A 12,086-nucleotide genomic window follows, 5' to 3' on the forward strand; every position below is an offset into this window, starting at 1 on the left:
AAAGCGATGAAATTTCATCGCTTTTTTATTTTTTACAAGAAAACAAGAGAAAAAGAGGAATACGCAATCGGCGTGTATATTCTTCTTCGCTTTGAAAATGGTTTCGTTTTGGTATTGCTTCTCGTAAATCTGTAATTGTAAATCCAGCTTGTTGTAAGAGTGTAAAATATTGTTCGATGGTGCGGTGATATTTAATGACATCCTGTTCAATCCATGGTTCAATACGCTCTCCAGTTTTGAAATAATTGTCGATAAGCCAACTTGTTCTCTTACCGCTAGTTTGTAAACTCTCGAATGAAGAAGTAATAACAGGATGTTGAACGCTAAAAGTGAAGATGCCGTCGTTTTTTAAAGTTTGATAAACATTTTGAAAAATAATATCGAGATGTTCAATATAGTGCAGAGCGAGTCTAGATGTAACAAGGTCAAAAGTAGAAGAGGGATATGTATAGTCTTTGAGGTTTATAAAATGGACGATTCCATTTTTATTTTCTAGTTGTTTTATAGCTTCTGTATACATAAGGTGAGAGCCTTCAATACCGGTATAGGATAAACAACCTTTTTGTAATAACTCTACACCGAACTGGGCATCACCACATCCTAGATCAAGAATTGTCTTTTCTTTCACATCACCAATGAGCTGCAATAAGGCCGGTTTTTCGATTGTATCATTTGGATTATCATTTCGATATCTACGCTTCATGTACTGTTCAAAAAAAGAATCGTTATTATATACTTCAGATTCTGTAAATGCCATTTTCTCAGCTCCTGAAAACATTTTTTTCATTCTATCAAACAATTGAAGTAAATCATAGATTTCTTGTATTTAATCCTATATAATTAAAAGTTGTAAGCGTTTTCTTTAAGCTATTTTTCTATAATAAATTTCGAAAACGTGTTAAGCTAGTAGAGGGATTATTAGCATTATTAAGATAATAATCCGCTTACATGAACGATAGGGAGGCTTCACGATGTCTAGTAAAACACTCGCAAACTTTTTAGAAGAAAATTTAGAGGATTTAAAAGCAAAGGGGCTTTATAACGTAATTGATCCGCTAGAAAGTCCAAATGGACCAATCATTACAATTGGCGGGAAAGAATATATTAACTTATCTTCAAATAACTATCTTGGTTTAGCAACAGACAATCGTCTGCAAGAAGCAGCAATTGGTGCAATTCATAAATATGGTGTTGGTGCAGGGGCGGTACGTACAATTAATGGTACTCTTGATTTGCATATCAAATTAGAAGAAACAATTGCAAAGTTTAAACATACAGAAGCAGCGATTGCATATCAATCAGGATTTAACTGTAATATGGCAGCGATTTCAGCTGTTATGGATAAAAATGATGCGATTCTTTCTGATGAATTAAACCACGCGTCTATTATTGACGGTAGCCGCTTATCGAAAGCAAAAATTATCGTTTATAAACATTCTGATATGGAAGATTTACGCAAAAAAGCAATCGAAGCGAAAGAATCCGGTCTTTATAATAAATTAATGGTTATTACAGATGGCGTTTTCTCAATGGATGGTGATATTGCGAAACTACCAGAAATCGTTGAGATTGCAGAAGAGTTAGATTTAATGACATATGTAGATGATGCACATGGTTCAGGCGTACTTGGACAAGGTGCAGGGACTGTAAAACATTTTGGCCTTTCTGATAAAGTAGATTTCCAAATTGGTACATTATCAAAAGCAATTGGGGTAATTGGAGGATATGTAGCAGGGAAGCAAAACTTAATTGATTGGTTAAAAGTTCGTTCACGTCCATTCTTGTTCTCAACAGCTTTAACACCAGCGGATGCGGCGGCTTGTATGAGGTCTATTGAAATTTTAATGGAAAGTACAGAACTACATGACCGTTTATGGGAAAATGGCCGTTATTTAAAACAAGGTTTAAAAGAGTTAGGCTTTAACATTGGAGAAAGTGAAACACCAATTACACCTTGTATTATTGGCGATGAAGTATTAACACAAGAGTTTAGTAAACGTTTAAATGAAGAAGGCGTATACGCAAAATCAATTGTGTTCCCAACTGTAGCAAAAGGAACAGGTCGTGTTCGTAACATGCCAACAGCGGCTCATACGAAAGAGATGCTTGATGAAGCAATTCATAAGTATGAAAAAGTGGGAAAGGAAATGGGAATCATTTAACACAATTACATCTTTTGAAAGCTTGCAAATGAGGAGTGGGGAAAATGAAAAAAATTCTAGTAACCGGTTCTTTAGGGCAAATTGGTTCTGAACTTGTAATGAAACTTCGCGATGTATACGGTGCATCAAACGTTATTGCGACAGATATTCGTGAAACAGATAGTGATGTTGTAAAATCTGGTCCATTTGAAACATTAGATGTAACTGATGGTCAGAAACTACATGATATTGCGAAACGGAATGAAGTGGATACAATTATTCATTTAGCAGCTTTACTTTCAGCAACTGCAGAAAAAAACCCGTTATTTGCGTGGAATTTAAATATGGGTGGGCTCGTAAATGCATTAGAAGCAGCACGTGAGTTAAACTGTAAATTTTTCACGCCAAGTTCAATCGGTGCGTTTGGTCCAACAACGCCAAAAGATAATACACCGCAAGATACAATCCAGCGTCCTACTACAATGTATGGGGTAAACAAAGTAGCAGGAGAATTGTTATGTGATTACTATTATCAAAAATTTGGTGTTGATACGCGCGGCGTACGTTTCCCAGGTTTAATTTCTTATGTGGCTCCTCCAGGAGGCGGTACGACGGACTATGCAGTTGAAATTTATTATGAAGCAATTAAAAAAGGTGCTTACACCTCTTACATTGCGGAAGGCACATACATGGATATGATGTATATGCCAGATGCACTGCAAGCAATTGTTTCATTAATGGAAGCAGATCCAAGTAAGTTGATACATCGTAACGCTTTTAATATTACCGCAATGAGCTTCGAGCCAGAACAAATTGCAGCAGCAATTCGCAAGCATATTCCGACGTTTACAATGGATTATGCTGTGGATCCAGCTCGTCAAACCATTGCTAACAGCTGGCCAAACTCAATTGATGCAACAGCAGCGAAAGAAGAGTGGGGCTTTAAAGCGGAGTATGATTTAGATAAAATGACAGCTGATATGCTTGCTAAATTAAAAAAAAAATTAGCAACTGAGTTAGTATTTAGCTAATGAAAAAAGAGCCGATTCAATTTTTTGAATCGGCTCTTTTTGTCAGCATACCTAAACGTAGTCTAGGGAAGAAATAAGTTTTTTCGTTATATAGACTTTACCTTATTCGTATCTAGACTTCCTGGTTCGGTGCTAGATTCAGGGTATTGTTGTTCCGTTTCTTCATATTGTTTCTCATATTCGTAGCTAAATGCTTTATGCGCTTTTTGATCTTTCTCCCAAGGAGTCGATTTTCCTAACTTTCTGTTAGTGGAAGAACCGTAAGGGCCCTCAGGAAACTCTTCGGGAATGACATATTGATGTCTTGCTTCAGCAGCTGTAAAATCCGTATATTGTTCATCCTTTTTTGGGGACAAATGAAACATCCTTTCAAATATATTTGATAGTAGACTTCTTCTTTAATATACCCAAAAAGATTTCTATGAATTTTTCATTTCCTTTTATCAGCGCTTTTTTAAATATATCGACCGTTAGATAAATTTCAACTGAAAAACAGGAGCTAAAATCAGCTCCTGTTTCCTATTCAATCGTCTTCAGTAATAATTTTTTCAATAACGGTTTAATCTTTAAGCGTAAATCTTCAGCATGATTCGCCACTAAGAAGTGATGGTTATAAATATTTTTCATTAATTGATATGTTGCTTCTTTTGCTTCGCCTTCTTCGATGAAAATCCCGATGACTTCCATACCGCTTTTACGAGCAAGTTTAACCGCTTCGTGTGTATCTAAAATACCGTCTTGCTGATAGTCTAATGCAGATGGTTCACCGTCTGTAAAGACGAGCAGGAATTTGTGTTTCTCTTGCCTTTTTGCAAGCTTTTCAGAAACGATGCGGATAATGTAACCATCCCGATTGTCTTCCTCTTCACGAAGCTGCATAATTTCTGGACCAACGTTTGGTAACGTTGAATTTTTGTATGTTACAACTTCATGAATTACGTTTGGCTTATCTTCTGGTGTTGCACTAGAAGCATCTTCCCAAAAACCACTAATCGCATGAGGGATTTTTAACGATTTTAATGCTTCATGGAACAGAACAACACTCTTCTTTGTTTCTTCCATTTTATTATACATAGAGCCAGAGCAGTCCACTAATAACTGAAAGGCAACATCAAGCTCTTGTGATTCTTGTCCTTTTTTATAAAACATACGTGGTTGCTTTTCTGTATAAATACGTAGAAATTTTTTACGAAGTCTTCCGTAGTATTTATCGCTATTCGCGTTTGTTTTGTTTTCAATCGTTTTTTCAATAATTTTCTTTAATTCTTTTACGTCTTTATTAATGACTGACTTGATGGCTTGATAGTCTTTCTTATCGTCAGGGGTTGGCTTACGAGCTTCTTTAAATGTATGTGACGCACCAACGTTATATTTACCGTATATGCCCTCATTTTGACTAGAAGCATGGGAAGCTCTCGCATCTTCAGTATCAGCTCCATCAAAATTCGACTGCGTACTTTTTTGCGAAGTACCTTGTACTGAACCGAGTGCTTGATCACCATCTTCAGACTCACGAGCCGTATCGCCCATCATATTTGTTTTCGTACCACTTTCTAATTCAAAACGTAAGAAGTTTTCATTTTCATTATTTTTATTTTCACGATGCCATGTAGAGAAGCTTTCATTAATTTTGCTCTTATTATCGTCATCATCTACGATTTGGACATCATCATTTGCTAAATCTTCTACGCGCCCATCTTTTTCTTCTGCAATAACAGATAAATAGAGCGGCGCATGCCCAAAGTAGTTATTAATCATATCATTTTCAAGAAAACCTTCTAAGCGATAACGGATTTTTTCAACAATATACATTGTATCTTCCGTATTACGAGCCTGGAATGCTTCATGTAAAATAGCTTCAATTTGCTCAAAATATTCGTTGTTAAACATTTCATATTTATCGCTTGTTAGTGAAAGATAGCATAGACAAAATAGACGATCTCCATGATAGTTACGAACACGATTTATTTCATTTTGTGAGCCAAAATAATTTCGGTACATTTCCTTGCGTCGTCTAAAGATATGTTTCGTTCCAGGACGTAGGCTTTTTACAATTTCTTCAACTCGTAAATCTTCTAACAGAACAAATAATTGTGTTAAAAACTTTTTAAGAGGGGACTCTTGTAATTCGATCGCATAAGAGCGAATTAACTTCATGTCTGAGTAATGTTTATTGCCAAGTGCTTTTAAAAACACTTCGCTTTTTAATCCGATTACTGTATCTTCTTCTTTGCGATCATCCCAAAAGTGACTGATGACAACCTTTTTTTCAACTTCGTCGTAATAAGCTTTATAGCCATACTCTAAGTAAGCATCATCTTCTTTTAGAAGAGCATACATTAAATTTTCCATTTGAAGAAACAGCGACGCATCAATTTTTTTGTCACTAAAAATTTGTCTCATGAATTATCCCTCAAAGAAATAGCTTTCGGCTAATTCACGGACAGTCATTTGTTCTGTTTCATCATTTAATTTCGCGATGATACTTCGCTCAATCGCACGCATAACAGGGATATATACGCCTAAATCACATGCATCGATAATACCACGAATGCTTGCTGCTTCTTCACTTACACGTCCATCACGAGCAAGTGGCATGAGGTCACTTGCGAATGCCACAAACTTTTCAATTGTTGCAATGTCTTTCAATTTTGATTCGGATAATAATAGTTGTTTTAATGTATCGCCTTGAATATAAGGAACTTCAATGATAACAAAACGGTTTTTTAATGCTTCATTTAATTCACTTGTTCCAACATAACCTTCGTTGATTGCAGCAATTACACGATATTCTTCATCACCATATACAACTTGCTGTGTAAATGGATTTGTAATCATTTTACGGTAATCCAATGCACCGTGAAGAAGTGGAAGTGTTTCAGGTTTTGCCATATTAATTTCATCGATATATAGGAAATGCCCATTTTTCATTGCTTTCATAAGAGGACCGTCAACGAAGGAAACTTCAGATGCCCCGTCTTTTGTTTTTAATGTATTGTATCCTAAAATACCTTCCACATCTAAATCAACCGAACAGTTAATACTGTGCATTGGCTTTTGGAATAAGGAAGATAGAGTTTCTGCAAGGACTGTTTTTCCGCTTCCGGTTGGTCCCTTCAGTAGAATATTTTTACCAAGCAGAAGTGCTGTAATTGCATCCTCAATAATGCTATTATCCGATGCTTTGTACATTTTTGTACCGATTAAATGTCCATTTTCACCAGCTGCTTGTTTGTTTTTTTCGTGAATTGTTGCCAGTTGCTGCTTTAAATCAGCATGTATATGAAATTGTTCTAACATGTATTTCCCACCTAACATTATTTTCATAAAGTAAACAATACATCTTATGATAACTTGTTTTAATATGGTATGCAAAGAAAAGGAGAGGGAGAAGAATGTACCATAATAAAAGAAAAAAGTAACCAAAATGACTTTGATTACTTTTTTGTAATTATAATAAAGGGGAAATTAGACGCATTAGAGATTCTAGTATTCGTTTTTTAATACTTCTTTTTTGGAATGATTTCCATCTAATTTCAGTTGAATGGTTAAAATCTTCTTCAAAATCATGTTTAATATCAAGAACTGTCTTGGATTCATAAAGTACGCTAATGATTTCATAATTTAGTTCAAAGCTGCGGACATCCATATTTGCCGTGCCAATTGTTGCAATTGTATTATCAACAAGTACAATTTTAGCGTGCATAAAACCATCTTTATAGCTGTAAATTGAAGCTCCTGCTTTTAGGAGTGGTGTAAAGTATGATTGAGATGCTTGATCACTAATGATGCTATCGCTCTTACCTGGATATAGAATGCGGACATCTATTCCAGCCAGTGCACTTAAACGAAGTAATGTTAAAGTTTCTTGATCCGGAATGAAGTAGGGTGTCGCAATCCAAATTGATTTCTTAGCAGAAGCTATAACAGCAAGTAAAGTATTGCGAATGCTTGTATCATCTGAGCTTGGTCCACTTGCTACAATTTGAACAGCACCTTCTGCATGAGAATTTTCTTTACCCGGAAAGTATTTTGTATTCATAAATTGATCCCAAGAATAAGTATTTAAACCACTAGAGGCATAGAGCCAATCCTCAAGAAATATTGCTTGTAATTTGTATAATGCTTTCCCTTCTATTCGTAAGTGACTGTCACGCCAAATTGGGAATTTTTTAGAACGACCAAGATACTCATCACCAACGTTGAGCCCTCCAGTAAAACCAATTTCTCCGTCGATAATGATGATTTTACGATGGTTACGATAATTGACTGTTTCAAGTAGCCACGCTGAAAATATAGGATCGAATTCCACAATTTCAATTCCTGCATCTTTCATAGGCTGTAAGAAGCGTTTTCGCAACGTATTGCTTCCGAGTCCATCATAAAGGAACCGTACAATTACACCGGAATTTGCTTTTTTTATTAAAGCGTCTCGAATTTGTGTACCAATTTCATCTGCTCGATAAATGTAGTATTGAATATGTATATGGTGTTTTGCATGTTCAATCGCTTGTAAAATTTCTGGAAATGTTTGTTCACCGTTAGTTAAAAGTTTTGTGGTTGTTGCATCGGCGACAGGGCCACCTCCAAACTTTTGTACCACTTTTGTTAAATGCATAGAGTGTTCACTTAATGAAGAAATAGATGATACATCTAGCTGCCTTCCTTCTAAAATTTCACGGAATAATTTTCGCTGCTCTTCTGAACGATGAAGATGTTTTTTTCTTCTCCAGCGACTTCGGCCAAAAATAGAGTATAAAAGTACACCGACAACAGGAAGAAGAGCCAATACTAAAAACCATGCTAATGTGCTTTGTGGGGAACGGTTTTCAATAAAAATAACGAAAGAAATTCCTACAATTGTGATAGACCATAAAGCACCAACGAAGGTGTATAGTGAAATAATGGACGTATCTAAAAGGAAAAGTACGATAGATACAAGTGTAAATACAAATAATAATTGAACGATAGGATTTTTCATCTGTATAAATCTCACCTATTCTTTCTTAAATATAGGATTCTTATATGGAAGCTGTAATCTAACATTTCTATTATAAAACGTTTTATTTTTTTGTACCAATCTAGACATTTTGCCCATGCCTTCCGCATTTGTCCTACATAAGGTATATTGTTCCATTTTTTGTATGAAAAGGAGTGTGAATGATATGAACGGAGTAAGTCGTCCGTTTGGTGGGTTTGGTCATGCTGGATTTTCCGGAGGCATTGGACGTCCACCGTTTTTTGGTGGTGGTTTTTTCCAGGATTTGTAGCTGGTGCGTTACTTAGCCCTGCTTTTGGTTATGGTGGATATGGTTATCCATATTACTCAGATTATCCATACTATACGGATTATCAGGACTATCCTTATTATTCATACAGCACATATTGATGAACGCGGAAGAACAGGTACTCATGTTTTCCTCATTTGTTCTGCGTATAGTAGTAAATAATCAGTATAAAAGGGGATGAAGATAAAATGCATGACATAAGAAATCATGGAGGATATCATCACAATCATCATAGCGGTCATCATCATGGTGGCGGATGGGGTGGTAGCTCATGGGGAGGAAGCACATTTTTTCCAGGAAGTTTTGCGGGTGGTTTGGTAGGGGGACTTACAGCAGGAGCTTTAACGAGCGGTGGCGGATATTACCCAGCGCCATATCCAGTGTCTTACCCAGTAACCTACCCAACGCAGTATCCATATTCTCCATATGGCGGATTTTAATAAAGGACGTAGGTAAGCATACAAAAAACTATGGTAAAAAACAGACGATTGCAGTCTGCTTTTTTTATTTTTATGACGTTTATCATTAAATCGTATGTTTTTGAAAATATTCGATAATAGATTCTTTAAATGTTTTTGTGGTTCTATATTTGTGGTAATGAGATTGGAGGTATGACTGGTCATATTTTTATCGGTATTGCAACGGATTTATCTTCATGGAGAGTCGCATTAGGACTACTTGGGATTCTTACGGTCATCTGTAGTACTCCAATGAACTCTAAGAAAAAAGTGCTTCATGTCCGCTCTATGTGGAATGCATATACAATACATTTCAAAAATAAACAATTAGTAGCGACCATTTTACTTGGGTTTACGTTAATGGGAGGACTTTCTTTGGTTCTATTAACTCGAAAAGAGTATCATATGGAGCAACATAAAAGTAATTAATAAGTATTCAAGAAATAAAAGAAGCTGTGAGCGAACAATCCAATGTATTTGGAGGGTTCTCACAGCTTCTTTTGTATTCGTATTAGCTTGCTTTGTTATTTGGTTGTTCTGAAGCGGGAGTAGACGAATTTTTCATCAAAATTGGATAAAGAATAAGCCCTAATACAAATAATCCAATTCCTAAGAAAAATGTTTTCAAATCAGCTGTTCCAGTTTTAATAACCCAAATGGAATATAGAAATGCAAGTAAGGTAATGATTCCATCTTTTACTCGAGATCCTGGTGTTATATCATATGTTTCTCCTGTAACAACTAGTTTTAATTGATACAAGGTAGAAACAAGGTATGGAATTAAATAGGCTAAAGTTGCAACAACAATGGCAAAATTATATGCTTCTGAAACAGTGCCAGAGATTGTTGAAAATAAGAAAATTTGAGTCATAATATTTGTAACAAGCAATGATTTTGAAGGGCTTCCTTTTTTATTTGTTCTTCCAAAAAACTTAGGGAAAAGTCCATTCTTCGCTGCTTGATAAGGTACTTCTGAACTAACAACAATCCACCCTACAGTAGATCCGAATAATGATACAAGTGCAAGTAGTGCCATAATGTAAGCACCTTTATTACCAATTGCTAGGTTTAATGCATCCACCAATGGTTTTTGTGATTCTTTTAAAGCATCTTGCGGAAGAGCACCCATTGTGAGTAGGGTAATTGCCATGTAAATAAGAAGTGCAATAATTAATCCAAAGATCGTTGCTTTTTTCACATCACGCTGTGATTTTGCGCGATTAGACAGCATAACTGCTGACTCAATTCCTATAAATGCCCAAAGAGTTGCAATAGCAGCAGCATTTATTTGTCCGCCTAATGGAATCGATTGTCCAGCCTCATTCATAAATGTTTGGCCATCACCAAAATTAGAGGCGTTAAAAATAAATAATGTAATGACGATGAACATTGTAAATCCGATAATCTTTGCAATCGTTGCAAGGAGATTCATGTTGCCCGCTCTATCGATGTTTTGAGAAAGGATACATTGAATTCCCCATAGCATGATGCTACATACAGCAAATGTTAAACCTTTTCCAAGTTCTAATGAAAACCCGTTTAGTGAAAAAAGAACTTGCTTACTTTGTAAAACTGGGAAGAATGTAGACAAATATCCTGCAAAGGAAATAATAACAGAAGCAGTTGCAGCCCAGTTAGCAGCCCAGTATCCCCATGCCATGCTATATCCAGCAACTTTACCTGCCTTTTGAGAGGTAAACATTGCTTGTGCATAACTTTGTGGGCCAGCTTTTAACTCCGGTTTACGCACTGCAAGGTTTCCGAATACAAGTGCAATCATAAATACACCAAGTCCTGTAATTGTCCATGCAAGCGTCGATCCCAGTGGACCTGATACTTGCGCTAAATTTGCTGGGAGCATAAATACGCCACCGCCAACCATATTTCCCACAACAAATGCTGTTAAAATCCATAAACCCCATTTTTTCGTTTCCATGTTTGTCTATCTCCTTTGTAGTAGTTTTGCTTATTCATCATCTTTTTACTAACGTTTTTTGAAAATAAAAAAGAGCCATGTAGATAAAAAATACCTACATGGCTCTTTGCCAAAGCGTAGGTACAATGGGAATAACCCTTGTACCTACGCGTGAATTTTTCCGCTAGGTTTCAAGGGTTTACGTATGATGATGATGTTTTTGTGCAAATGTAACTACAGTTGTATTATTTGTAAGCATAGTTCTTTGCTCCCTTTCTCCTCTGATTTTGAAGTTAGTATACTACATGTTTTTTAGAATGAAAAGAAAAATATGAAAAAAATTTATAAAAATGCGGATTGGTGACTAAATATTTATATATACTTTCTTGTATTGGAAAATAAGTGAGAGATTGGAATGATTTTCTGTCATGCTATAATACAAGTAGAAATAGAAGGTGACAAGGGGTTATTCAAAATGATGAGTAAGTATGAACAGATCTATACGGAGATAAGTGATTCAATTGATAATCGTAAATTAAAAGAGGGATGTAAAATCCCATCTGAAACAGAATTGATGAAGCAGTATGAAGCAAGTAGAGGGACGGTAAGGAAAGCAGTCGATTTATTACAGGAACGTGGATATGTACAGAAAATACATGGCAAAGGCGTTTTTGTTTTAAAGCGAAAAAATATTGAATTTAACTTTGGTGGTATTGTGAGTTTTCAAGAGGAAAATGAACGTTTAGGGCGCCAATGTATAACAAGTGTTGTAGAGATGGAACAATTGTTAGTACCGAAAGAAATGGCTAAATTATTAAATGTAAAGACGAAAACGAAGGTAGATCATATTAAACGTGTTCGAAATATTGATGGGGAAAACGTGATTCTAGATGTAAACTATTTCGTATCTGAACATATTCCGGGATTAACGAAAGAAATTGCTGAGAAATCGATTTATAAATACATTGAAAAGGAATTAGGATTACATATTAGTTATGCACAGCGTGTTATTGAAGTGCAACCTTGTACAGATGATGATCGGAATTATTTGGATTTGAATGGAACAGATTATGTTGTTGTTGTAAAAAACTTTACGCATCTTTATGATGGTAGTCAATTTGAATATACAGAATCACGTCACCGTTTAGATATTTTTCATTTTTCTGATGTGGCGCGGAGAAAATAAAGAGATGAAACAGTGCAGTGTTTCATCTCTTTATTTTGTATATTTTGAGAACAAATGAAAAAAACCT

The 12,086-nt window shown here is 35.6% G+C and carries 11 protein-coding genes and 1 pseudogene; 6 read left to right on the forward strand and 6 right to left on the reverse strand.

The features are described from left to right. Positions 1–25: 25 nt before the first annotated feature. Positions 26–757: a class I SAM-dependent DNA methyltransferase gene (locus BPMYX0001_RS02805; protein ID WP_033795873.1), complete on the reverse strand. Its 732-nt coding sequence runs from the start codon at positions 755–757 to the stop codon at positions 26–28. A 214-nt stretch (positions 758–971) separates the two neighbouring features. On the opposite strand from BPMYX0001_RS02805, the gene BPMYX0001_RS02810 reads away from it, so the two are divergent. Together BPMYX0001_RS02810 and BPMYX0001_RS02815 are read left to right on the forward strand one after the other, a co-directional pair. After that, the gene (locus BPMYX0001_RS02810) at positions 972–2,162 is read left to right on the forward strand and encodes a glycine C-acetyltransferase (RefSeq protein WP_006093515.1); all 1,191 of its coding nucleotides are present in this window, start codon (positions 972–974) and stop codon (positions 2,160–2,162) included. 35 nt (positions 2,163–2,197) lie between these two features. Continuing rightward, entirely contained in the window at positions 2,198–3,172 is a 975-nt protein-coding gene (locus tag BPMYX0001_RS02815; protein ID WP_006093516.1) for an L-threonine 3-dehydrogenase, read from the forward strand. Positions 3,173–3,258: 86 nt separating this feature from the next. Here the strand turns inward: BPMYX0001_RS02815 and BPMYX0001_RS02820 are convergent, their stop codons facing one another. From BPMYX0001_RS02820 to BPMYX0001_RS02835, 4 genes are all read right to left on the reverse strand, one after another. Then, the gene (locus BPMYX0001_RS02820; RefSeq protein WP_003195088.1) at positions 3,259–3,537 is read right to left on the reverse strand and encodes a hypothetical protein; all 279 of its coding nucleotides are present in this window, start codon (positions 3,535–3,537) and stop codon (positions 3,259–3,261) included. Between the two features lie 154 nt (positions 3,538–3,691). Further along, positions 3,692–5,575: a vWA domain-containing protein gene (locus BPMYX0001_RS02825; RefSeq protein ID WP_006093517.1), complete on the reverse strand. Its 1,884-nt coding sequence runs from the start codon at positions 5,573–5,575 to the stop codon at positions 3,692–3,694. 3 nt (positions 5,576–5,578) lie between these two features. Beyond that, positions 5,579–6,472 (reverse strand): ATP-binding protein, encoded by an 894-nt coding sequence (locus BPMYX0001_RS02830; RefSeq protein WP_018765567.1) that lies wholly within the window; start codon positions 6,470–6,472, stop codon positions 5,579–5,581. A 151-nt stretch (positions 6,473–6,623) separates the two neighbouring features. Then, positions 6,624–8,153 carry a cardiolipin synthase gene (locus tag BPMYX0001_RS02835; protein WP_003195082.1) on the reverse strand — a complete coding sequence of 510 codons (1,530 nt, stop codon included), beginning with the start codon at positions 8,151–8,153 and terminating at the stop codon, positions 6,624–6,626. Positions 8,154–8,337: 184 nt separating this feature from the next. Between BPMYX0001_RS02835 and BPMYX0001_RS29210 the strand changes: the two are divergent. The 3 genes and pseudogenes from BPMYX0001_RS29210 to BPMYX0001_RS02850 all read left to right on the forward strand — a co-directional run bounded on the left by BPMYX0001_RS29210 (position 8,338) and on the right by BPMYX0001_RS02850 (position 9,347). Continuing rightward, positions 8,338–8,561: pseudogene (locus BPMYX0001_RS29210) on the forward strand (hypothetical protein). A gap of 87 nt (positions 8,562–8,648) precedes the next feature. Beyond that, entirely contained in the window at positions 8,649–8,900 is a 252-nt protein-coding gene (locus tag BPMYX0001_RS02845) for a hypothetical protein (RefSeq protein ID WP_006093520.1), read from the forward strand. Positions 8,901–9,071: 171 nt separating this feature from the next. Then, positions 9,072–9,347: an MFS transporter gene (locus BPMYX0001_RS02850; RefSeq protein ID WP_018781937.1), complete on the forward strand. Its 276-nt coding sequence runs from the start codon at positions 9,072–9,074 to the stop codon at positions 9,345–9,347. Between the two features lie 82 nt (positions 9,348–9,429). Here the strand turns inward: BPMYX0001_RS02850 and BPMYX0001_RS02855 are convergent, their stop codons facing one another. Continuing rightward, positions 9,430–10,854, reverse strand: coding sequence for an amino acid permease (locus BPMYX0001_RS02855; protein WP_006093522.1), 1,425 nt, complete (start codon positions 10,852–10,854; stop codon positions 9,430–9,432). A gap of 454 nt (positions 10,855–11,308) precedes the next feature. On the opposite strand from BPMYX0001_RS02855, the gene treR reads away from it, so the two are divergent. Beyond that, positions 11,309–12,019 carry a trehalose operon repressor gene (gene treR, locus BPMYX0001_RS02860; RefSeq protein WP_006093523.1) on the forward strand — a complete coding sequence of 237 codons (711 nt, stop codon included), beginning with the start codon at positions 11,309–11,311 and terminating at the stop codon, positions 12,017–12,019. Positions 12,020–12,086 lie beyond the last annotated feature (67 nt).

The sequence above is a fragment of the Bacillus pseudomycoides DSM 12442 genome, assembly GCF_000161455.1.
In the GTDB taxonomy this organism is placed as follows: Bacteria; Bacillota; Bacilli; order Bacillales; family Bacillaceae_G; genus Bacillus_A; species Bacillus_A pseudomycoides.

Excerpts from the sequence above, each read along its gene's own strand:
- BPMYX0001_RS02820 (WP_003195088.1), bottom strand. The coding sequence starts at position 3,537 with ATGTTTCATTTGTCCCCAAAAAAGGATGAACAATATACGGATTTTACA.
- BPMYX0001_RS02855 (WP_006093522.1), bottom strand. The coding sequence starts at position 10,854 with ATGGAAACGAAAAAATGGGGTTTATGGATTTTAACAGCATTTGTTGTG.
- BPMYX0001_RS02830 (WP_018765567.1), bottom strand. The coding sequence starts at position 6,472 with ATGTTAGAACAATTTCATATACATGCTGATTTAAAGCAGCAACTGGCA.
- treR (WP_006093523.1), top strand. The coding sequence starts at position 11,309 with ATGATGAGTAAGTATGAACAGATCTATACGGAGATAAGTGATTCAATT.
- BPMYX0001_RS02810 (WP_006093515.1), top strand. The coding sequence starts at position 972 with ATGTCTAGTAAAACACTCGCAAACTTTTTAGAAGAAAATTTAGAGGAT.
- BPMYX0001_RS02825 (WP_006093517.1), bottom strand. The coding sequence starts at position 5,575 with ATGAGACAAATTTTTAGTGACAAAAAAATTGATGCGTCGCTGTTTCTT.
- BPMYX0001_RS02850 (WP_018781937.1), top strand. The coding sequence starts at position 9,072 with ATGACTGGTCATATTTTTATCGGTATTGCAACGGATTTATCTTCATGG.
- BPMYX0001_RS02845 (WP_006093520.1), top strand. The coding sequence starts at position 8,649 with ATGCATGACATAAGAAATCATGGAGGATATCATCACAATCATCATAGC.
- BPMYX0001_RS02805 (WP_033795873.1), bottom strand. The coding sequence starts at position 757 with ATGGCATTTACAGAATCTGAAGTATATAATAACGATTCTTTTTTTGAA.
- BPMYX0001_RS02835 (WP_003195082.1), bottom strand. The coding sequence starts at position 8,153 with ATGAAAAATCCTATCGTTCAATTATTATTTGTATTTACACTTGTATCT.